General features: G+C 70.1%; 21 protein-coding genes. 8 read left to right on the top strand and 13 right to left on the bottom strand.

Features of this window, described 5'->3' with window-relative positions; all coding sequences use genetic code 11:
* Positions 1 to 222: 222 nt before the first annotated feature.
* Entirely contained in the window at positions 223 to 2,217 is a 1,995-nt protein-coding gene (locus ACZ4O3_RS40375) for an NACHT domain-containing protein (protein ID WP_467727262.1), read from the top strand.
* A gap of 138 nt (positions 2,218 to 2,355) precedes the next feature.
* Here the strand turns inward: ACZ4O3_RS40375 and ACZ4O3_RS40370 are convergent, their stop codons facing one another.
* The 12 genes from ACZ4O3_RS40370 to ACZ4O3_RS40315 all read right to left on the bottom strand — a co-directional run bounded on the left by ACZ4O3_RS40370 (position 2,356) and on the right by ACZ4O3_RS40315 (position 12,666).
* Positions 2,356 to 2,910, bottom strand: a complete 555-nt coding sequence (locus ACZ4O3_RS40370; RefSeq protein ID WP_467727261.1) for a DUF6197 family protein — start codon at positions 2,908 to 2,910, stop codon at positions 2,356 to 2,358.
* 12 nt (positions 2,911 to 2,922) lie between these two features.
* Positions 2,923 to 3,111 (bottom strand): hypothetical protein, encoded by a 189-nt coding sequence (locus ACZ4O3_RS40365; RefSeq protein ID WP_467727259.1) that lies wholly within the window; start codon positions 3,109 to 3,111, stop codon positions 2,923 to 2,925.
* Positions 3,112 to 3,194: 83 nt separating this feature from the next.
* Positions 3,195 to 5,612 carry a DNA translocase FtsK gene (locus ACZ4O3_RS40360; RefSeq protein WP_467727257.1) on the bottom strand — a complete coding sequence of 806 codons (2,418 nt, stop codon included), beginning with the start codon at positions 5,610 to 5,612 and terminating at the stop codon, positions 3,195 to 3,197.
* Between the two features lie 95 nt (positions 5,613 to 5,707).
* Positions 5,708 to 6,109: a hypothetical protein gene (locus ACZ4O3_RS40355; protein WP_467727256.1), complete on the bottom strand. Its 402-nt coding sequence runs from the start codon at positions 6,107 to 6,109 to the stop codon at positions 5,708 to 5,710.
* Positions 6,110 to 6,120: 11 nt separating this feature from the next.
* Entirely contained in the window at positions 6,121 to 8,136 is a 2,016-nt protein-coding gene (locus tag ACZ4O3_RS40350) for a hypothetical protein (RefSeq protein ID WP_467727255.1), read from the bottom strand.
* Positions 8,137 to 8,265: 129 nt separating this feature from the next.
* Positions 8,266 to 8,475: a hypothetical protein gene (locus ACZ4O3_RS40345; protein ID WP_467727253.1), complete on the bottom strand. Its 210-nt coding sequence runs from the start codon at positions 8,473 to 8,475 to the stop codon at positions 8,266 to 8,268.
* The gene (locus ACZ4O3_RS40340) at positions 8,475 to 8,981 is read right to left on the bottom strand and encodes a hypothetical protein (protein WP_467727252.1); all 507 of its coding nucleotides are present in this window, start codon (positions 8,979 to 8,981) and stop codon (positions 8,475 to 8,477) included. Before ACZ4O3_RS40340 ends, ACZ4O3_RS40345 begins: the two co-directional genes overlap by 1 nt.
* 114 nt (positions 8,982 to 9,095) lie before the next feature.
* Entirely contained in the window at positions 9,096 to 11,159 is a 2,064-nt protein-coding gene (locus ACZ4O3_RS40335) for a hypothetical protein (protein ID WP_467727250.1), read from the bottom strand.
* A 54-nt stretch (positions 11,160 to 11,213) separates the two neighbouring features.
* Entirely contained in the window at positions 11,214 to 11,441 is a 228-nt protein-coding gene (locus ACZ4O3_RS40330; protein ID WP_467727249.1) for a DUF5999 family protein, read from the bottom strand.
* A gap of 144 nt (positions 11,442 to 11,585) precedes the next feature.
* Positions 11,586 to 11,762 (bottom strand): hypothetical protein, encoded by a 177-nt coding sequence (locus ACZ4O3_RS40325; RefSeq protein ID WP_467727247.1) that lies wholly within the window; start codon positions 11,760 to 11,762, stop codon positions 11,586 to 11,588.
* A 94-nt stretch (positions 11,763 to 11,856) separates the two neighbouring features.
* Positions 11,857 to 12,129 (bottom strand): hypothetical protein, encoded by a 273-nt coding sequence (locus ACZ4O3_RS40320; RefSeq protein ID WP_467727245.1) that lies wholly within the window; start codon positions 12,127 to 12,129, stop codon positions 11,857 to 11,859.
* A 150-nt stretch (positions 12,130 to 12,279) separates the two neighbouring features.
* The gene (locus ACZ4O3_RS40315; protein ID WP_467727243.1) at positions 12,280 to 12,666 is read right to left on the bottom strand and encodes a hypothetical protein; all 387 of its coding nucleotides are present in this window, start codon (positions 12,664 to 12,666) and stop codon (positions 12,280 to 12,282) included.
* Between the two features lie 636 nt (positions 12,667 to 13,302).
* On the opposite strand from ACZ4O3_RS40315, the gene ACZ4O3_RS40310 reads away from it, so the two are divergent.
* Positions 13,303 to 13,641 (top strand): GntR family transcriptional regulator, encoded by a 339-nt coding sequence (locus ACZ4O3_RS40310; protein WP_467727241.1) that lies wholly within the window; start codon positions 13,303 to 13,305, stop codon positions 13,639 to 13,641.
* Between the two features lie 35 nt (positions 13,642 to 13,676).
* Here ACZ4O3_RS40310 and ACZ4O3_RS40305 read toward each other — a convergent pair whose 3' ends face one another.
* Positions 13,677 to 13,982, bottom strand: coding sequence for a hypothetical protein (locus ACZ4O3_RS40305; protein WP_467727239.1), 306 nt, complete (start codon positions 13,980 to 13,982; stop codon positions 13,677 to 13,679).
* 201 nt (positions 13,983 to 14,183) lie between these two features.
* Here ACZ4O3_RS40305 and ACZ4O3_RS40300 point away from each other — a divergent pair, with 201 nt between their 5' ends.
* From ACZ4O3_RS40300 to ACZ4O3_RS40275, 6 genes are all read left to right on the top strand, one after another.
* Complete coding sequence (locus ACZ4O3_RS40300) at positions 14,184 to 15,824, top strand: helix-turn-helix domain-containing protein (RefSeq protein ID WP_467727237.1); 1,641 nt, start codon at positions 14,184 to 14,186, stop codon at positions 15,822 to 15,824.
* Between the two features lie 41 nt (positions 15,825 to 15,865).
* A complete protein-coding gene (locus tag ACZ4O3_RS40295) occupies positions 15,866 to 16,846 on the top strand; it encodes an asparaginase (RefSeq protein WP_467727235.1) in 981 nt (326 codons plus the stop codon).
* Positions 16,847 to 16,874: 28 nt separating this feature from the next.
* A complete protein-coding gene (locus tag ACZ4O3_RS40290) occupies positions 16,875 to 17,336 on the top strand; it encodes a PPC domain-containing DNA-binding protein (protein ID WP_467727234.1) in 462 nt (153 codons plus the stop codon).
* A gap of 149 nt (positions 17,337 to 17,485) precedes the next feature.
* Positions 17,486 to 17,764, top strand: a complete 279-nt coding sequence (locus ACZ4O3_RS40285) for a type II toxin-antitoxin system MqsA family antitoxin (RefSeq protein WP_467727232.1) — start codon at positions 17,486 to 17,488, stop codon at positions 17,762 to 17,764.
* Between the two features lie 386 nt (positions 17,765 to 18,150).
* On the top strand, positions 18,151 to 19,275 hold the full coding sequence (locus ACZ4O3_RS40280) for a hypothetical protein (protein ID WP_467727230.1): 1,125 nt from the start codon (positions 18,151 to 18,153) through the stop codon (positions 19,273 to 19,275).
* Positions 19,272 to 20,639 (top strand): replicative DNA helicase, encoded by a 1,368-nt coding sequence (locus tag ACZ4O3_RS40275; protein ID WP_467727228.1) that lies wholly within the window; start codon positions 19,272 to 19,274, stop codon positions 20,637 to 20,639. The genes ACZ4O3_RS40280 and ACZ4O3_RS40275 overlap by 4 nt, the downstream gene beginning before the upstream one ends.
* Positions 20,640 to 20,727: the final 88 nt, after the last annotated feature.

The raw sequence follows: 20,727 nt of genomic DNA, 5'->3' as shown, positions 1-20,727 counted from the left end.
CCGAGATCCACCCAGCCCACCAAGCCCATCAGAAACAGCCTGGATGTGTGCTCAGGGCGTGACCAAGCTGACGGCATGTTTCGTCCGCTTGGTCACAGGTGGGATAAACCGGCTGTCCGGCGCAACCACCATAGTGATGATCGGGGGATGGCAGGACTCGGGGGACGCCGCCGACGGCGTAACTGGCAGCTAATCGGTGCTCTGGGCGCCCTGATGGTCGTGGTGAGTACCGTCTACGCGGTCCGAGCGATCACCCATGGCGGTCTGCAACCGGCCGACACCGCAGGCACGCTGGGTCTCCCGCTGGGTGTGGCCGGAGTTGTGCTCGCGGTGATGGCTTTGCGTAAGCCGGTCGAGGGCAACGACGCCGAACTGGCGCGCGGCTGGGCCGCGACACTGGCCAGCCAGGTCGAGGACCCAAAGGAAGGGGAAGGCGCGGTTTGGAGGCAACTGCTGGGCGACGACACACGGCGCATCGACCTCGCCTACGTCCTGCATTCCTCCACGGCCCGCCCGGCTACGGCCCCGACCGCCGGTCGTCTGACCGCCAGCGGTCCGGACCCGGTGACGCTCCCGAACATCGTCACCTACTACCGCTCCACCCGCCCGCTGCGCCTGGTCGTCACCGGAGCACCAGGGGCGGGCAAGACGGTCCTAGCCCTGGAACTGCTGCTGGCCCTGATTGACGGCCGCAGCGAGGATGATCCCGTCCCTGTCCGCATTGCACTGTCCCGATGGGACACCGAGCGTCAGACCCTGCCAGAACTGCTCCAGCAGCGACTGGTCGAAGCCTACGACTGGCCCGGGGACCTGGCCGCCAGCCTGGTCCGGCACCGCCTTGTCCTGCCGGTCCTGGACGGCCTCGACGAGATGGATCCCCCACGTCCCGACGGTTCTCCGGATCCTGCCGCACCCCGTGCCACCGCCGTCATTCACGCCCTGAACAAACACCAGCAGGGCCGTGACGCCGGCCCCCTCATTCTGACCTGCCGCACCCAGCACTACGACGCCCTGGCCGCACACATCGAGGTCTTGGACGCCGCCCGTATCGCTGTCGCCCCCGTCAACGCCAGCGACGCTCGGGCCTATCTAACCGACCGCGTCCTCGATGCGCCTCGCTGGCAACCCCTGACCGACCACCTGCGCACCCACCCGAGCGGGACCCTGGCCACCATCCTGTCCACTCCATGGCGGCTGTGCCTCACCGCCACTGTCTACTACGACGACGGCAACCCAGCCGAACTCCTCAATCTTCCCAACGCCGCCGCCCTGGACCGCCACCTCTTGGCCCGCTACATCTCCGCCGCCGTATTCGCCACACCCAACCCCTCGGGCTACACCCCGCAGAACGTCCACCGCTGGCTTCACCACCTCACCACCCATCTCGACCCCGCCGGGACCCTCTCCGCCACAACCCCCGCCAGCGCAGAGGCCACCGACCTCGTCCTGCACGAACTGTGGCCGCTTTCCGGACGCATCCGTGTCCGCACGACAGACGCTCTCCTCACCGCCCTCACTGTCCTCTCCCCTCTCCCACTCGCCTGGGCGGTACCCCAGTCACGAGCAAACCTGACCCTGATTGCCGCCATCATGGGCGGACTTGCCATCGTGTCCGGAGCGACCGCGATCACCACCGGCAGCCCCGACAGTCTGAGAAACCCATTCCAATACCCGCAAATGCGCCAAAGTATGGCGCATGGGATTCCGTTCGGAATCACGGTCGGGCTCGCGTTCGGGCTCGTGTTCGGGCTCACGACCGGGCTCGTGACCGGGCCCATACTCGGGCTCGCGTACGGGCTATCGGTAGGACTCGGGATTGGGCAAATACCGAGCGCAAATCTGGGAGGCCGGGCCCTCATCAGGGGCGACGCCCTGCTCGGGCTCACGATCGGGAGCCTGCTCGGGCTCCCTGCCGGACTGGCGGCGGGACTCACAATCGGAACCGCCCACGGGCTCGCGGCCGGACTCGTGGACGGGCTTGTGCTCGGGCTTGCGAGCGGGCTCGTAGGCGCGCTCGCGGGCACTGCGTGGGCTTCGCGGCGGTATGTAGTGTTCCTGCTCTGCTCGCGCCGCCGTCTGCCGTTCCGGCTCGGACGGTTCCTGGACTGGGCCGTCACCGCAGGACTCATGCGCTACAGCGGACCTGCATACCAGTACCGCCACCGCGAACTCCAGCACTGGCTCCGCCAACACCCCAGCCCGCCACCCGTCCCCTGACTACACAGGCCCCGCCGAGGCTTGCCGCAACGAACCCGTTCGTACAGAACGTTCCTGCAGAACAGCGTCATCATTGAGCCCTCTCGAACGGCACAGCCAACGATCCCCCAACGCCATGGCCTTTACCTGACCGGTCCGTTACAGGATCCGGGCGTCGGCGAGGCCGGCCGCGCTATGCAGCATCCGCCATGGGAGGCGGCCGTCGCGCTGCCGGTCGTTGAACCAGGGCACGGACGGGACGTCGTCGCCGAACTCGCGGCGGATCGCGTCCAGCAGCACTTCCTCAGCGTCTCCGGCGAGGCCGGCGTCGCCGCGGGCTTCGATCCGGATAGCTCCCATGAGGCAGACCGCGCCGTCGTTGTCGGTGAAGGCACCGCGGCACCATCCGGCCGTCTCCAGGCGGTGCTGTGCGCGCTCCAGGAGCGCGGCGACCGGCGTGCGGTAGGTGGGCGGCGGGACGGCGGCCGGGGCGGGGAGGGGGCTGTAGGGGGCGGTGATGACCTCGGCGAGGTCGAAGGGGTCGGTGGACAGGTGCGCGGTGCGGACCTCGTGGGCGACGGCGGCCTCTTCCAGGCGCACGGTCATGTCGGCGAGGCGGGCGGCGAGCCGGGCCTCCAGCCCGGGGTCCGCCGTATCGGCGGCGGGCGCTGCGGGAGGCGGCGGTGCCGTGGCGGTCCGGGTGGAGGCGGTCATCAGGGGCTCCGGTCAGGTGCGGGAGAACAGGTCGGTCACAGCGCTCAGCACGTCGCTGATGGCCGGGGCGAGGCCGGTGGAGGCGAGGGCGAAGCCGAACGCGATGCAGGTGAGTGCGGCGGCTGTGGTGACGAAGCCCCCACGCAGCAGGGCGACGACGATCACGAACAGCAGCAGGGCGATTGAGACGGTGACGACCACGGGGTCTGATCCCTTCCGGGGTTGGGGTGCGAGGGAGGGCCGCCCGGCAGGCGGGCCGGGCGGCAACAGTGGGTGGGGTGGGGTCAGTCGACGGTGACGGTGAAGTCGGCGCGGATCTCACGCAGGACGTCGTCACACGCGTCGGCGGCGACCAGGACCTCGCGCTTGTTGCCGCCGTCGGCGGGGCCGACGATCCCGAGGTGCTCCAGCGCGGCCATGACCCGCCTCGCGGTGTCCAGGTCGGTGCGCAGCTTGCGCTGGAGCATCGACGTCGACCCGAACTGCGTGCTGATGACAAGTTCGGCAGCCGTGAGGAGGACATCGGCTGCGACGTCCTGCGGGCTTGCCTCGCCTGTGGCTGCCTCGCTCGGGACAGGGGTGGCGGGGCCGTAGACGCCGTGGTCGACCAGGCGCAGCCGCCCGTCGGCGACCAGGTCGGACAGGGCGTTGCGGATGGTGCCGGCTGCGGCGTCGACCAGGTCGCGGATGTCCTTGGTGGTCATCTCCCGGTCAACGGCGGCGAGGATCTTCTCCTTGACCGTGGGTGCCTTGGTGCGGGCGGGCTGGACGACCGGGGGCGGCGCGAACACGCCGATGTCGCCTCCGTAGCCGTCCTCTTCATCGTCCCCGCCCTTCTTGCCGGTGGGCGGCTGCACAGTCCAGTCGTGCCAGAGTCCGAGGTCGGTCAGCCGCTCGATCTCGCGGTCGGTGAGCTGGCAGATGCCGTCTTCGGGGAACAGGTCCCCGAGTCCGTCGGGGCTTCCGTCGTCGGGCAGGTGCGCCCACAGGGTGCGCATCATCTGTGCGCCGGAGCCTGTGACGGTGTGTCCCATGCCCTGGGTGGCGGCGCCGGGGACATCCTGGGCGGTGCCCATCATCCGGTCCATCAGGGAGACGTGGGCGCCGAGCCGGTCGGGGATGGGGGCGAGGTCGACGTCTCCGGCGAGTCCGCCGGTGGCCTGCCGGGCGGCGATGCCGCCGGTGATCCGCAGGACCACGCCGATACCGCCCTGCACCTGGTCCCGCAGGGACGAGGCACCGCCCAGCTTCTCCAGGTTCAGGGACTGTCCGGCGAAGACGACGCCGATGCCGAACTTGCGGCCCTCGCGGGCGATGACGTCGGTCATGAATCCGATGTCGTCGCCGAGCAGGTCGTCACCGACCAGCGAGTTGAATTCGTCCAGGACCAGGATCAGGCCCGGGTATGGCGAGTGAGCGGAGAAGTCGTGGCCGACCTCCGCGTTGATCTCGCCCCGCAGGTCCATCAGCGCGACCGCGGCCTTGAGCAGCCACCAGGTGAAGACGGCGCCGGCGCTCTGCCGGTCGACGTAGCGGCCGACAGCGGACATCTGCGCGTCCGGCCGCGCCGACGTCACCCAGGTCGCCAGACCGGCCAGCGCCCACGCCGCGCACATCAGCGCGAGCGAGACGGTCTTGCCGGAGCCGGTGACGCCGACCAGGAAGCCGTGCAGGGTGCCGGACGCGCTGCGCATGTGGACCTTGGCGTCGCGGCCGTCGGGGGTGGTGCCGATCGTGTACCGGCCGTACGCGTCCAGGGTGAGCAGCTCGCGGGTGGCCTTGCGGCCGGAGGCGAGCGGCGCCGACTCGTACACCGTGACCAGGACCTGGTTGCCGTGCGTCTCGGTGACCAGCCGCATCTCTTCGGACCGGATTCCGAACGCGGTGCACAGCTGCTCGTGGGAGACGCGGGCGACCTGTCCGGGCTCGACTTCGGCGAGGATCATGCCGCGCGCGGGGATGCCGTCCTGTGTGGGTCGCTGCTCGATCCGCAGGACGCGGCTGCCGGGGATCGCGCCGCCGGGACGTGCGACCAGCTGCTCCCACATCGACTCGATGCTGCGGCTGGTCTCCCCGGTGGGGGCGACGGTCAGCAGGATCCGGCCGGGGCCGTGGTCGGTCTCGCGCATGGACACCGCGAGGGTCGGCACGCCGAATGCGGCGGCGATGGCCTCCTCCTCGATGCGGCCGACCGGGGTGCCCTGCGGGGCGACGATCTCGCACTCGAAGTCCGGGTGCGATGCAGAGATCGTCTGGCGGATGGTCTCCAGGTGGGTGTGGGGCGCTACCTGGTGCTGGTCCCACAGCCGCATGACCAGTCCCTCGAACCCGGACGGGTAGACGGTGCCGGTGAGGTCGCCGGGCGTCCAGGTGGAGCGGGTGGCGGGCAGCCACGCGGCCATGAGGCCGCCCCAGCCGAGCGCGAGGGGGATCTCCCACCAGCGGGTGCCCGGCGTCATCGCGGCGGCGGCGTAGACGGCGCTGCCGGTGACCGGTCCGAGGAGCCGCTGTGCGCTGCGCACGGTGCGGTGGAAGTCGCCAATCTTGGTCTGCCGGTACAGGCGCCACATGCTGGCGCCGCCGATCGCGGCGGCGCCGATGTGGGCGGCCGGCATGTTGAGGTTGGGGAGTACGGCGAGTGCTGCGGAGGACACCCCGTAGGCGCCCATCTCCCACTTCGCCCGCGTGGGCATCCTGCGCATCACGGCAGTTCAGTCCTTCCAGACATGGAGGAGGGGGCCGCCCGCGGTGCGGTGCGGCCCCCTCCGGGGTGGGTCGTGCGGGTGGGTGGTGCGGGTCAGGACCGGTAGAAGCCGGGTTTGGCCTGCCGGGCGGGGGAGGTGGTGACGGCTTCGTACACGCCGCCGTACTCCGCCTGGTGTTCGTGCTGGAGCTGGCGGGCGGCCTGGTGGACCCGGTCGGCGGCGCCCATGAGCTGGGTGGAGCCGCCGACGACCTCGCCGAACCGGGCGCCGACGTCGACGACCGCCATCACGTGACGCGGGTCGACCTCGGCGACCGCGCACAGTTCCGCGACATCGATCGCGAACCGGGAGTCGTCACGCATCGACTGCGCAACGGTCTCGGCTGCGTCGAACAGGTCACTGGCGGCTTTCTGCAGGGCCCGGAACTTCGCGCCGACGGCCGTAAAGCTGTTGGCGGCGCCGTCCGCGCCGATCGCGGGTGCGATCTCTCCCACGACGTCTCCTCTCAGTGTTCGTTGTGGACGCGTGCGGACGGGGCGTGCAGACCCGCGTCCTGCGCGGCTGCCTGGGTGGGCCGGTAGTGCCGGGCCATCGCGGTCTCTTCGGCCTCGGCGGCCTCCGCCGCCGCAAGCGACGACTTGGCCATCCGCTCGATGTAGCCGACCAGTTCGGCGACCGCTTCCATCAGTTCCGCGTGCGCGGTCCGGGTGCGGGTGCCGTTGACGTTGTGGTTCACGGCGAGGTCGGCGCCCATCGCCTCGAGTTCGGCGAGCAGGCGCCGGGCCTGCCTGCCCAGCTCGACACAGGCGTCGTAGGTGGTCATCCCGGCGGACACCAGCTTCGACAGGGCATCGAGCGCGCCCCCGAGGGTGATTTCCGTGGCGTGCTGCGCGGCCATCCGGCCGGGAATGCCGGCGGCGGCCGGGACGCCCGCCGTGCCGGTGCGGGCGGGAGAAGCGGGCATGGGGATGGCCTCCTTGGGGCGGGTGGTGCCGGGCCGGGACCCGGCGGGGCGCTGCGGTGCGCGCGGCAGCTGCGGGCGGACCGGGGCGATCGGGGTGGGCTCCCAGCGGGTGCCGTGCGAGCGGGCCGGACCGGCCTGCTCGACGGTGATGACCACGTCGGGGCCGGTGTCGGTGTCGAACGCCGATTTCCGCGCCCAATACCAGGACTTGACTCCGTCGGGTCCGACGCCGGGGCCGGGACCGGAGCCCGGGGCCGGGCCGGGGGGTTTGCGGAAGTCGGTCCGCTTGCGGCGGGGGCCGCCGTTGGCCTTCCAGTCCTCGCGGCGCTTGTTCCAGCGGTCGCCGATCGTCTCGTACACCGCCTGCCGGAACGTGGTCCGGCCGCCGGGCTTCCAGCCGTTGTTGACCGGGCCGGGGCCCGCGCCGGCGGCCCGGCCGGAGCCGCCGCCCGCACCCGGAGTGCCGCCCGTACCGCCGGTGTTCTGGCGGCCTTTCCACCGGTTCTTGAGCTGGTCCCCGGCCGCCTCCCAGAACGTCGGAGCGGCCTTGGCCTTCTGTGCACGGCGTACGGCGTTGTGCAGGTCGCCCTTGGACGGTGTGCCGCCCGAGCCGCGCCCGGGAGTGCCGGACGACCCGGTGCCGCCGCCCGTACCGCCAGGAGCCTTGCCCTGGCTGCCCTTGGCCCACCAGTCGGCGACCTTGCGGCCCATCGACCGGCGGCCACCGCTCCCGCCGGAACCGCCGGAACTGCCACCAGAGCCGCCGCTGTTCCGGCCGGCACCCCTCGTACCGCCGCCCCGGGAACCGTTCCCCGAGCCGCCGCCGGGGCCGCCGCTGTTGCGCGTTCCGCCTCCGAAGGTGCGGCTGGAGCCGCCGCCGCCGGAACCGCCGCCACGGCCCGTCGGGCCGGTGTGGCCGGTGTTGGTGCGGCCGGCCCCTGTGCTGCCCAGCGTCGAACCGCTGGAGCGCACCGGTCCGGACCTGCCTCCCAGGCCCGCGCCGGATCCGCGCCCGAAGGTGCCGTTCCCGAACGCGCCGCCCCGGCCGCGACCGCCGGAACCGCCGCTGCCGAACGCGCTGCGGCCGTAGTCGTGGCTGGACGGCACGCCCCGGCGGCGGACCCCCGACGCTTCGGCTCCCATCCGGTGCGCGTCAGCGGTCGCTTTCGCGGCGAGCAGCTCGATCTCCCGGCGATGCCGGGCGGCTTCAGCCCGCAGCGGGACCGCCTCGGTGATCCAGGTCTGCAGCCCCTCGAACGCGGCGAGGGCGATCGCGAGGACCGCGGCGAGGGACAGTGCGCCCGCCCGGGGTGCTCCCGCATCAGACGGGCCGGGCGGCTCGTTGCCCTCGCTGCGCAGCACCGCCGCCCCGTCCGGAGCGGTGGGCGCGTGCGGGATATCGGGCGCGTCCCAGGGGGAGATTCGAACACCCCCGCCGTCGCCGGGATCGGCGGGTGCGGGGGTGGAGAGGTCGGGTGCGGGGGGCAGATCCGGAGGCGGCGGGGAGCCGATCCGGGGGAGTGTGAGGACGTTGTCCGGGCGTTGATCGTCGGACACGGCCCCTCCCTTCCTGGTAACCGTACGTGACCGTGGGAGAGGGCCTCGCACGCGTACGCGTACACGTGGTTGGGACCCCCGTCAAGGACGTTCGGGCGGTGATGATGACGGTGATGATGACGGTCGCGTTCACTGGCAGTGAGCGCGGTACAGGCGCTCCAGCTCTTGGGAGAGCTGGTTGAACACCGCGTGGTCGCCGGACTTCTTGACCTTCTGGAGCGCACCGATTTTCAGCAGGTCGTGCCAGGCCCGGAAGAAGCTCTCCGGGCCCTCGGCACGGGCCTGTTCGAATCGGCGGTTCCAGTGCGCGGCCTGCTTCGGGGAGAGGCCGGCGGCCATCAGGCGCCGCGCCTCTGCTGGCCGAAGAAGTCACCGAGCAGCTTCGGCGCGCCACCCGGCTGGTCGTCGTTCTGACCGGCCGGGGCGAGCCGCTGGAGCGTCTGCTCAGCACTGTTGCGGGCCGCCGCGTGCACGGCCGCCCGCTTGTTGGCCTTCGCCAGCTCCTTGTCCTTGCGGCGCTGCATCACGGTCTCCGGCAGCGTCTCCTCGTACGCGGCCGCCGTGCTGTTGATGGCGCGGGCGGCCTTGCGCAGCGCCCGCGCTGCTTCCCGCAAGGGCTTGGCGCGCTTACGGGCCCGCGATGCGGCAGACAGGCCAAAGGGCAGGTCACCGGGCAGGCGGCGGGTCTTCACGTCGGCCTGGAGGGCGTCGGCGAGACCGTCGTAGGACTGCGCGTCGGACAGCAGGCTGCCACGGTGGGCGGCCTGCCAGCCCTCGCGCTGCCCCGGCACCGCCAGCGCCTGCACGCCCTGCGTCACCCGGGTAGCGATGTCTTTGCTGGTCACGTGGGGATTCCTCCTGGTCTACTGGGGGAGCTGTCGACTGTCTTCCGGCAGTCGCAGCGAGGGCCAGCCCAATTGGTGTGGGCTGGCCCTCACTGGTGTGTGCCGGACGGTGGGTCAGGGGCGCAGGTGCTTGTCGGCGTCCTCGGGGCGCAGCAGGCCGGCCTCTTTCAGTAGCCGGACGGCGCGGGGCTGGTTGACGGACAGTTCCGTACGGGCGCGGCTGATGTTGACGTAGCCGTCCGTCTCGCGCGGGAGCGTCTGTACGAGCGGGAGCAGTTCGGCGTCGGTACGGGGTGCAGTTGCTGTACCGGTACGCCCCGCGGGGACGGTCGCGGCGGAGGCCGTACGGGCGGTGACCGTACTGGTACGCGTACCGCCGTCGTGTCCGGCCGCGCTCGTACGGACGGGGTCCGGCGTACTAGTACGCGCCACCCCGGACGAGGTGGCCTGTACGCCGCTCGTACGGCCGTTGTACGTGCCGGTCACGGCGGAATTCCCGGCTGCCGGAGCAGCGGGGTGCAAGGCGCCGTGTACGGGCTGCGTACCGGTCGGGCCGGAGCCCGTACGGGTGGGTGCTGTACCGGCCGGAGCGCTGTACGAGTGCGTACCGGCCGGGCTCGTACGGGCGGTTGCCGAAGCGTCTGTACGGGCGGCTGTACCGGTACGCCCGGCCGGTACGGCGGCCGTGTCCGTACGGTCGTGGGCCTCCGTACCGGCGTCGTGCATGAGAGAGTGGACGCGCCAGATGACGGCCACGAAGATCAGCACCACGAACGTGGTCAGCTGCCACGGTGCCGCATGCCCCGGCTGGACGATCCCGGACTGCTCGGTCAGGTGGTAAGTCACGTTCGCCGACGCCATGAGGGTGAGCGCCGCCGGGATGTCCCGCCGGGTGCGGAACGCGGTCACGCAGTACACGTCGATGCTGACGGGCAGCAGCGGGGCGACGTAGGGATGGATGCCGACCATGTGCGCCAGCTCGTACTCGCCGGATGCGGCGAGCCCGATCCCGGCGAGCAGGGCGATCCAGGGTGCGGTGCGCCAGCCCGCGCGGCCGATCCGGCGGTGCCAGCCGCGCCAGCGGGAAGCCTCGCGCTTGGCGTCCCGGAGTTCGTCCAGGAGCCGGCGGGCGCGGGCTTCGTCGGCCTGTGCCCGCTCAGCGAGGGCGTCGGCCTTCTTCTTCGCGTCGCCGACGATGCGGGCGGCTTCCTTCTCCGCTGTCTCCCGCAGCCGGTCGGTGATGGTGGTGGCCTCCCGCTGGAGGCGGGCGCGCTGGTCGTCGCACGCGCTGCGGAGCTTGGCAAGATCGGCGTCCAGCGCGGCCCGCTTCTCCGTCGCCGTTTTGTCGAACGCCTCGCCCATCGCGTGCAGTTGCTCGCGCAGTTCGGCACGGGCCCGCTCCGCCTCGGCGTGCGCGGCGGTGACGGCCTGGTCGGCGTCGCGGCGGCGGGCATCGGCGGCGGTGACCGCGTCCGCGTACAGCGTCTCCGCCTCGGTGCGGCGGGCGTCGTAGGCGGCAGCCGCAGTTTCGGCGAGCTGCGCGGCACGGGCGTGGGCCTGGTCGACCTCCGTCTGCGCGGCGGCCGCCAGCTGCTGCGCGTGCTCGTGGGCGCGGGCGACGATCTGCCCGGCCTCCGTGCGGCGCCGCTCCACCAGGGCGCCGGTCTCGGCGAGGTCCGCCTCAGCGACGCGTCGGAGTTCGGCGACCTGTGCGCGGGCGGTGTCGTGGTCGGCGGCGGCCTGCTCGGTCAGGTCGGCCACCTGCGTGCGGGCCTCCGTGAGGATCACGGCCGCGCGGTCGCGGGCTTCGGTGAGGATCCGGTCGGCGTCGCCGCGCGTGGCGGTGGCGTCCTGGCCGGCGGTTTCCCGGAGCCGGGCGGCGTCGCGGTCGGCGTCGGCGGTGATGCCGTCCGCGTGCTGCTGTGCGTCGGCAAGCATCGCGGTGACGCGGTCGTGGGTGTCGGCAACGATGCGGGCGGCACGGGCTTCGGCCTCCGTCTGGATGGCGGCGGCCTGCTCGCGGGCGGCGTCGATGATGTCGGCGGCCCTGTCCCGCATGTCCGGTGCCGTCGGGTCCTGCTCGGTCCCGGCCGGAGACGGCGCGCGGGTGGCGGGCGGCGCGGCAGCGGCGGTCTTCCTCGGGGTGGTGGGCCTCTTGGCGCGGGTCCTGGCGGCCACGCCGCCTCCTTTCAGGTCGGAGTGCCGCCCGGGTGGACGGCATGTGGGGGAGGGTCAGACCGGCCGGTGCGGGGCGATGATCCGGCCGTCGGGCAGCAGGTCGCCGGTGTCCTCGAACACGACCAGGCCGTTGCAGAGGAGGCTCCAGCCCTGCTCGGGGTGGGCGACCCGGACGGCGGCGGCCTCCCGGTCCGTGCTGTCCGCCGCCGGGCACAGCACGGGGTGCCGGCACAGCGAGCGGGGCAGGCGGGCGGTCGGGGCGGTGGCGGTTGCGGTGGGCATCAAGGCCTCCCGGAAGGGGCGTTCGGGCGCGCGGGCTGCGCGGCTCCCCTGGACGCCGCACAGCCCGGCCGCCGACGGGGGCGGGGCCGGGCTGTGCGGGTCAGGCAGTCGGCAGAGGTGGCGGTGCCGGACTGGCGGATACCGTCACCGCCGTTGCTGGCGGAGACGGTTGAGGTAGGCGTCCTGGAGCGCCGTGAACCGCTCGTACAGCTGCTGTCCGGTGGGGCAGCGGCTGGTGTCGGTGCACGTCGTGCAGGTGCCGCGGTGGGTGCGGTGCCCGGTGTGCGCGGCCTGGTAGCGGGTGTACAGGTCGTCCGTCATCCGCGCGGGCGGTTCTCGCTGCGCTTGTTCTCCTCCGCGACCTTGCGGGACAGTTCCGCGCGCTCTTCGTCGGTGAGGCTGAGGACGGCGGCGTTCATGCCGTCACCCCCGCCCCGGCCGGAACGGCGGCGGTCTGCTGCGGGCTGCCGCACCGGCAGGTCCAGTATCCGCACAGGCCGCACGCGTCCTGCTCGACGTCGTCCAGGGCGACGGCGGCGAGGCGGGCGCGCATCTCGGCGACGGTGCGCGGTGCGCGCCGTCCGGCGGGGATCCGCGCGTCCTGCTCGCGGACGACCCGGAGCAGGTGCTGACCGAGACGCCGGTGGGCTTCATCGGTCGTGATCGTGCGTGACATGCTGTCAGCCACAGGGACTCCTCTGCAGTTCCTGTACTGGCGGCCCTGGAGCTCTCACCTTCCGGGGCCGCCGCCTGTGGCTGGCCGGACGGCCAGCCACGGCCCGTCTCCCGCTCCCACCCGCCGGTGGGCGGGAGGCGGGAGGCGGACCGTGGCGGATCGTCAGGCAGCCGCCGTGAACGACTGGGGCGTGCGGCCCTCGCGGACCAGGTGGTCCGACGTCGTCCACGCATCGCCGACCGCGTACGGCTCGGCATCGACCCGCATGATGTCCCGGACGATCACCGCGAACAGGGCGGTACGCCGGAGCAGGGCGCTCGCACGCTCGGGGTCACGGATGACTGCCAGCACCTCGTACGCGCTGATGCTGGTCTGGTAGATCGCACCGACCGCGCGGGGGCCGATCTCGTCATCGATCCGCGCGTCACGCTGCGGGTGCGGGCGCCCGCCGGCCGGAGCAGGCCGGTCGGGCGCCTTCTCGTGCGGCAGCGGGCGCTTCGGCAGCTCCGGGCGGCTGACCAGGGCGGGGATGGCTGTCATGCTGTGCATGTGGTGGGTCGTCCTTTCACAGAAGGGTGACCTGCGACAGGACCCCCGGGGCTGCATCCCTGGGGGTCCGCCGCTTGAGTGCGCCTCGCGCACTCCGCCGACCACCAGCCGCGATGAAGCGGCTGATCGACGGCGGGCAGCGCGAGCTGCGGTTGCGCAGCACCCCGGCCGGGGTGCCGGATCTCGATAGACGCGGACCGCTACCACCGGGAGATCCGTCCGGTGGGTCAGCGAAAGGTCATAGGCCGCGTCGTTCTTTAGCGTCGTGTGGGTGCCGGCCCTCCGTACTCGCCGTCAGTGATGAGCACCTGACTGGAGCTAGCCCAGGCCGCGCTGATAGGGCGCGCCTGACGGGTCAATGCACGTGCCGACTGCCACCACTAGGAGTGATGGCACCGCACGACGGGTCTCCACTCACCTCAGCCGGTGTGGTCACGGCCGTCGAATCTGTGGTGGATCACGCTATGGAGTTCTCAAAGAACAAGCAGTCCGCAGCCGTGCCCCCCGGGCAGGGAGCCGCCACCACGCCCTGTCGACTTAGTCGACTTACCTGATACAGTGAAGCAGCTCGACCGACTGTGTCAACTAAGTTGGGGAAGCTGCCTAAATCAATGGGGGAGCTTTACGATGTGGCTCATGACGGCCGAAGATCTGCAGCCCTATCAGCGCATCGTGCGGGACGTGAAGGACCAGGTCAGGCTTGGCCGACTGAAAGGCAACGACAAGTTGCCCAGCACTCGAGAGCTCGCGGACCACTACGCCGTCGCCCCGGGCACGGTGCAGCGAGCCCTCGCGGAGCTCCGTACAGAGGGCGTCATCTACTCCCACCAGGGGCGCGGGTCCTTCATTCGCGAGTCGGCCGTCGACGCTGTTGCCGATCCGACCTCCCAAGCGATCAAACGACTGGAGGAAAGAGTGACTGCCCTGACCGAGCGGCTGGAGCGACTCGAAGCTAGCGCTGACAAGCGAAGCTGATCGCATGTCATACGCGATCGCATCAGACACAGCCCTCATCGGTCCCTCCTATTGGAGAGCCTCAGGAGGGCCTGCACGATCAGACCGGCTGTACTGGTGCTGGCCACGGTGGTGACGATGTCGCGAATCACCACAACAAGGACCACCACGACAAGTCCGCCGGTCAGGATGGCGGCGACTTGGACAACCACGGCTCCACGAGGACGCCCCCGCGGTTGTGGCCCTACTCCGTTTCTGACGGCGGTGTGCATGGGCGCCGATCCGTCCGAAGCGAAGCCGATGATCCGACCGTGCGCGTCGACTACATGGTGAATGTTGTGCGCATGGCGAAGCGCGGTCATCTCGCCCTCCTGGAGTGGAAGTTGGTGGCTCCGGCTGAAGAACCGGTACTCCAGGTGTAGGCGTGATCTTCGGTGACTTCTACGGTTGCCCTGTATCCGTCGGTCGGATACAGGGACTTGGATACATGGAGGGGGCTCGAAGTGGGGCAGCGGCCAAATGTACTGACGCCGGATCAGTCGCCCCAGCACCGTCTTGGTTACGTGATCCGGGAGCTGCGCGAGGCATGCGGCCTGTCCATGCGGGAGTTGGCCGCCAAGACATTCGTTTCGCACTCCAAAGTGCAGCGATGGGAGAACGGCGAGCGGCCTCCGAAGGACCAGGGAGAGGTTGAGCTCATCGACCGGGCGCTTGACGCTGGCGGGTCTCTGATCGAGCTGTGGAAGGAGTTCAACTGGGTTGTCTCCGAGCCCGCTCATGTATCCGATACAGTGGCCCATGTATCCGATACATCGTTAGGCCTGGTCACGGCCCTGTCCCAGGCGGCAGCGTCGGACGGCGAAGGGATCTTTGTCCCTCGGCGTCTAGACGACGGAACGGTGGTGCTCGTGGCACTCGATCGACGCGCGCTCCTGCGCGCCGGCACGGGGATCGGTGCAGCAGCGATGGTTGGCTTTCCCATGCCAGCGTCCGCAAAGTCCGCAGAGGATCCATTTGGCTTTGCAAAAACTGCGACCGAGAGTTGGTCCGGGCTTCGGCTATCCCGCCCGGCCCCAGAATTCGGTGTCGACTGGCACGCGCTCCTCCCGGGTGGCCGTTCCATGCTCGGTTCCCAACTCTCACTCCAGGTCCATCCGGCGCGCGTCGAGGGGGGCCGGGTAATCGTGTCTGTACCTGACCAGCGGCGTGCGGAGGAGTTCCTAACGCGGCCGCATCGCGGTCTGCTGGTGGGGGCAGCCGACGCCGAGGGTGTCTCGAAGTTCTACGTTCTGGACGGTCGCGCGGCACAGGCAAAGCTCATGAGGAACGGCGGCGTATGCGAAGTCACCGCCCCCGCTGCCTACGAGCTGGACGATCTCACCTACGGCATTCTGTGGGCAGTCAGTAACTACGACGACGCGCTGCAGGCCGACGACCAGGCTCTCTCCGAGACGCGCAGCGATCTCCGAGCGTACGAGCGGCTGTCTGCATCTGCGGTCAGCCGAGAAGCCGCGCCCGGGTTGAACCCAGTCGCCCACATGTGGCTGGGCTCGGACTTCTGCGCCCGCCACATCCTCCGTGCTCTGCCGGATCTGCCGACGCTGCCGGCGTTCTGGACACGGGAGCAGCGTGGCGAGGAGGCCAGCGCATGGTTGATCTTCGATCACAAGTTCCCGTACCTGCGGGAGACCACCAAGGCCCTCGGTAGTACAAGCACCCGGGCGTTCTGCATTCCAGAGAAAGTTGTACGTTCCTCCCCGCGATATGAGCGAATCCTGCTGTTCCTGGCCGTGGCGCTGATGGAGTCGTTGGGTATCCACGCCCAATTCACCGCCGATCCCGCGTACGAAGCTGTTGAGGGCTTCGTGGTCGCTCCCGACAAGGAGGCAGTCATCGCCAACTGGGTCAGGGGGGAGGGAATGTGGCACGTCGACGTCACCGCCCGATCCTCGGTCGTCCGTGAGTTCACCATTGCGGCGCGAGACGTCGACGCCGACTCAATCACCGCGGCGCCAACAGCTGCCGAACGGCTCCGCGCTCTCGCCCAGTACCTTGAGCTGCCATGGTCCTGGCTGATCGAGCGGTGTGGCCAGCTCGCCCAGTACGGGTCGTCGGGGTTGATCCAGTCCCGCAGCCGGCTCGTCTCCCCGGCCGGCATCGATACCGCGTGCGCGTACGTGGGATCCCTCCCAGCCGACCACTGACCCACGCCACAACTGGCACGTCTACGATAGGGATAGAGACCATGGCCGACAACGCCCGCCGCGTTGCGGTGATGTCGCTGGGCGGCACCATCGCGATGACCACCCAGACGGACGGCGGCGCGACGCCAACGCTGTCGGCCGACGACCTTGTGACGGCCGTCCCGGGCCTTGCCGACACCGGCATCCATGTGGAAGTTCACGACTTCCGCCGCCTCCCCGGCGCATCTCTGGCCTTCTCCGACCTGCTCGAGCTCGCCGTCAAGGTGGAGACTCTCCCGGTCGACGGCGTGGTCATCACGCAGGGAACGGACACGATCGAGGAGACCGCGTATCTGCTGGACCTCGTCACCACCGGGGACACGCCGATCGTGGTGACCGGCGCCATGCGCAACGCCTCCATGGCCGGAGCGGACGGTCCCGCGAATGTGCTGGCCGCCATCCGCGTCGCGGCCAGCACCGAAGCACGAGGCGCTGGTTGTGTAGTGGTGTTCGCTGAGGAAATTCACGCTGCCCGCTGGGTCCGCAAGACCCACGCCACCAGCCTCACGGCGTTCACTTCATACCCTGGGCCGATCGGCTACGTCGCGGAGGACCGTGTGCGGATCACAGCGCGCCCCGCCCCTTCGCCGACAATTGATCCGCATAGCGCCACCGTTTCCGCACGCACTGCGATCTTCACGGTCGGTCTCGGAGACGACGGAACACTCCTGCACGCCCTGGATGACCACGTCGACGGCCTGGTGATCGCGGCGTTCGGAGCCGGCCATGTCCCGATGGCGTGCGTGGACGCACTCAGCGATCTCGCCACGCGCATGCCCGTCATCCTCGCCACGCGCACCGGATCGGGTCCCGTGCTCCGTCGAACCTACGGTTTCCCTGGCTCCGAGTCCGACCTGCTCGGGCGGGGACTGGTCCCCGGCAGCACGCTGGACCCAATCAAGGCGCGGATCCTGCTTCAGTTGCTGCTCATGACCGCCGCGGACAACGACCAGATCGCCCGGGCCTTCAACGCCGCCTCTTAGTCACCCCCTTCAGCCTCCGGGACCTATCTTGCGCAGCTATGAACTGACCACCGGTCGGACCTTCGCCGTGAACTTCGACCACGGCGACGACTTCTTTCCCACGCTCGCCGACTTCTGCCGTCAGAACGGCGTCCGGCACGGCTACATCCCCATGTTCATCGCCGGCTTCGCTGAGGCCGAGATCGTCGGTGCATGTGAGAAGCTCGAGAACCCCGAAGCCCCCGTCTGGAGCAAGGTCCATCTGACCGGCGTGGAGGCTATGGGGTGCGGAACGCTGGCGTATGACGCTGAGACGGACACGGTCCTTCCGCACATCCACACGTCACTGGGTGAGAAGGGTCGCTCAGCCACCGGCCACACAAGCCACCTACTCAGCGCCCAAGTGCAGTTCCTTGTTGAGATGCTCGTAGTCGAGGTCACCGCACCGGTGATGACCCGCCCCAGGAACCCCGACCTCTACGACGTGCCTCTGCTGACCTTTGGAGCATGAGGATCGAGGACTTCACCAGTGCCATATTCGATCGTTGGTACCAATGCGCCTTCCCATGGCACTTCCAAGCTCAGCGACACGCCGCCAATTGCCCACACGATGTCAAGATCTCTGTATAGTTCTGATGTAGGTGAAGGGAGGGGAGAACTGTGTCATCCGACTTGATCCACGCGGTTGAGGCTCTCGTCGCCCGCCCAGAAGAGCTCCCACCACCGGAAGTTCGTGCGCGTCTCCGAAAGGCCGACGGGCTCACCCAGGAGGAGGTCGCCAGCGTTTTCGGCGTCACGCGTGTCGCGTTCAACAGGTGGGAAGTCGGAGCAGCGAAGCCTCGACGACGCCACTTGGAGGCATACGTCCACCTGCTCAAGGGATGGGCCGCCAAGCACCCCGATGCAACCGATGGCTTCGACTTCGCGGAGGCGCGCTGAAATGCGTCGATCAGACACTCCCCCGTAGAAACGCCGAAGCGGCCCTGTCGCCACAACAGGACCGCTTCCCAGCGAATCGACTCGCACCCGTCCAAGAGCTTCGAGTCGTGAGCAGCGAGGTGACCTCGTCTGCCGGGTGATGCCCGTGGGCCACTGGCCCGCGTGGTCACCTATACCCAGAGTATGCGCTAGAGATAGCACAACGCCACTACTCCAGGTTTGGCGCTAGATCACATTCGCTGGGCACGGCTCCCCTACCTGGGGAGATACACCTTGCGTCGCCTGTTCTACCGTCCGCCAGCCGCGCGGACCGTTCCACGCCCACCATCGCCGCCAGGGCATCCCTTCCCAACCGCCGTCGTCCGCCAGCTGGTGGAGGTGGCCCAGTGAGCGACGACTTCGGCTCCAGCTACCTGGAGCGCGGCTGGGAGGCCCCGGAAGAGGTCATCCTGCGGCGCGAGCTCGTACGTACGCCGGGGCTCCAGCCTGAAGACCTCGGTGTCCTGGCCGAGTTGCTGCTGCGCGATCCTCGCCTGCCGTCGACCATGGAGGCGATCCGCGGGGATCTCCAGGCTCAGGGCTGGAAGATGGGCAAGGACCGCTACAACGCCATCGCGAAGCGGCTGACGACCGCCGGCCACCTCGCCCGCGTCAGCGTCTTCGACGGAAGCACGGGACGCCCCACCTGGGTGACCCGGGTGTACCGGAACCCCGCCAACAACACGCAGTACGTCGACCTTGGCATCTCGGCATCACAGCAGGTCAGCGGCGAAACGCGGGTTTCCCGCGATCCCCAGACCCCCGCATCGCGGGAAACCCGCGTTTCGCCAGGTCAGAGCCGAAATGCGGAAAACCCGCAGTCCGGACCCGAATCGCGGGTAACCCGCGATCTGGAAACCCGCGTTTCGCCAGGTCAGAGCCGGAAAGTGGAAAACCCGCAGTCCGCCTCTCCCCCCCCACACCCCCCGGAGGAGGAGGAATCCTCCTCCCCCAACCCCCTCACTAGCCCCGCACGGTCACTTCCATCACAGCGAGAACAGCAGAACCACCGCGCACCGGAGTTCACCGCCGAGCAGTTGCGTGACGCCGCTGGGTTCCTGGCGGGCATGCAGCGCTGGCAAGCGGGTGCGGCCACGGCCAAGCGGTGCGCGCCGCGACTGCTGCGTGCGATGCGGGACCAGGGCTGGCCGCTGCTCGCCGACCTGGACGACACCGGGCGGGCCCTCCTGGAGGCCGACGTTCTGAAGAACACCCAGGGCGCCACGTCGTGGGCGAAGTGCTTGCCGGGGTGGGTGGATGACCTGCGGCTGTACGCGATGGTCAAGCCGCGTGCGGCGGCCGTGGGCCCGGGCGAGGGTCCGGATGCGGCCGCGGTACGCCTGGCGCTGGTCGCGGCATGCGCGGCGTGCGACCCGAACGGCTGGCTCCTCGATGACGACGACGATGCACCGATGCGCCGCTGCACCCACCAGGGCGTGACGGCTGGCGTGGCCGGGGAGGGGCAGCGATGACGACCACCGACACCGAGACACTGCTGGAGCAGGAGCCTGCCGCCGACAAGGACGGCGAGGCCTCCGTCCTGGGTGCCTGCATGCTGGCCACGCCCGCCTACGACCCCGTCGCGGACGCGGCCCGGGTCATTGAGGACGGCGACTGGTACCGGCCCGCGCACGAGACCGTGTGGGCGGCCATCACCCGCCTGCACGGGCAGAGCCAGCCCACCGGCCTGCCGATGGTGGTCGCCGAACTGGGCCGCACCGGGGACCTGGAGCGGATCGGCGGCCGGGTGGCCCTGTCCCGCATGGTCGAGGCCGCCTGTTCGTCGGGCGAGGTGGAGCACTACGCCGCGCTCGTGCACGGCTACGCCAAGGTCCGCGCCCTCCAGGCCGCCCTGGGGCGAGGCCTCCAGAGGGCCCGTCAGACCGCGCCGGACGCCGTGACCGACACCGTTCGCGCCGTCCAGACTGAGCTGGACTACCTTGCCGCGGGCGACGACCGGGAGGCCGACCGGCACTTCGGGCGCCTGGGGGCGGACCTGCACGCCCACCTGGAGAGCCTGGAGACTCCCCAGCAGGCCGCCGCCGTCACCGGCCTGGCGGACCTGGACGAAGCGCTGATGATGCTCGCGGGCAACATCGTGGTGGTCGCGGGACGGCCCGGCATGGGCAAGTCCGCGCTCACCCTCGGCGTGGCCATCGCCAATGCGAGCAGCGGCCGGCCCTCCCTCGTGCACTCCATGGAGATGGGCCGCCGCGAGGTCAACAACCGGATTTTGGCGGCCCGTTCACGGGTCGGCCTCCGGCGCCTGCTCAAGGGCGGCGACGCCATTGAGGACGACGACTGGACCCGCCTGGCCCGCCACGTGCCCGACCTCAAGGCCCTGCCAGTGTGGATGGACTACAGCGCCCGCGTCTCCCCCAGCCGGGTACGCCACCGCATCCAGACCATCACCCGCGAGACCGGACAGCCGCCCCTGGTGATCGTGGACTACCTCCAGCTCATGGAGACCGACCAGCGCAGCTCCCGACAGTCCCCGTACGAGCGCGTCAGCGAGATCAGCCGCGAACTCAAGATCATCGCGGAGGAGACCGGAGCGGTCATCATCTGCTGCGCGCAGCTCAACCGGGGGGCCGAAAGCCGTGAGGGCAAGCGGCCGCAGGTGTCCGACCTGCGCGACTCCGGCCAGATCGAGCAGGACGCCAGCGCCATCATCCTGCTGCACCGTGAGGATGCCTACGACCCGTACAGCGCCCGCGCCGGAGAGGTCGACCTGATCCTCGGCAAGAACCGCAACGGATCCATCTGCACGGTCACCGTGGCGCACCAGCTGCACTACGGCCGCATCCGCGACATGGCCACCGTCAACGGAGACTGACCGGCCATCAAACCCTCCGTACACCCGTAGACGGCGCTCAGTGCCCCACAGAGCGCCGATCTCCCTCCGCCGGGCACCTCGCCCAATC

The organism is Streptomyces sp. NPDC026515 (genome assembly GCF_055567595.1).
The sequence above is the reverse complement of the archived record's forward strand: the minus strand, read 5'-3'. Positions and strand labels throughout refer to the sequence as shown.

Excerpts from the sequence above, each read along its gene's own strand:
- ACZ4O3_RS40370 (WP_467727261.1), bottom strand. The coding sequence starts at position 2,910 with ATGACCGCCTCCACCCGGACCGCCACGGCACCGCCGCCTCCCGCAGCG.
- ACZ4O3_RS40360 (WP_467727257.1), bottom strand. The coding sequence starts at position 5,612 with ATGCGCAGGATGCCCACGCGGGCGAAGTGGGAGATGGGCGCCTACGGG.
- ACZ4O3_RS40345 (WP_467727253.1), bottom strand. The coding sequence starts at position 8,475 with ATGGCCGCCGGCCTCTCCCCGAAGCAGGCCGCGCACTGGAACCGCCGA.
- ACZ4O3_RS40330 (WP_467727249.1), bottom strand. The coding sequence starts at position 11,441 with ATGCCCACCGCAACCGCCACCGCCCCGACCGCCCGCCTGCCCCGCTCG.
- ACZ4O3_RS40325 (WP_467727247.1), bottom strand. The coding sequence starts at position 11,762 with ATGACGGACGACCTGTACACCCGCTACCAGGCCGCGCACACCGGGCAC.
- ACZ4O3_RS40315 (WP_467727243.1), bottom strand. The coding sequence starts at position 12,666 with ATGCACAGCATGACAGCCATCCCCGCCCTGGTCAGCCGCCCGGAGCTG.
- ACZ4O3_RS40310 (WP_467727241.1), top strand. The coding sequence starts at position 13,303 with ATGACGGCCGAAGATCTGCAGCCCTATCAGCGCATCGTGCGGGACGTG.
- ACZ4O3_RS40305 (WP_467727239.1), bottom strand. The coding sequence starts at position 13,982 with ATGACCGCGCTTCGCCATGCGCACAACATTCACCATGTAGTCGACGCG.
- ACZ4O3_RS40295 (WP_467727235.1), top strand. The coding sequence starts at position 15,866 with ATGGCCGACAACGCCCGCCGCGTTGCGGTGATGTCGCTGGGCGGCACC.
- ACZ4O3_RS40275 (WP_467727228.1), top strand. The coding sequence starts at position 19,272 with ATGACGACCACCGACACCGAGACACTGCTGGAGCAGGAGCCTGCCGCC.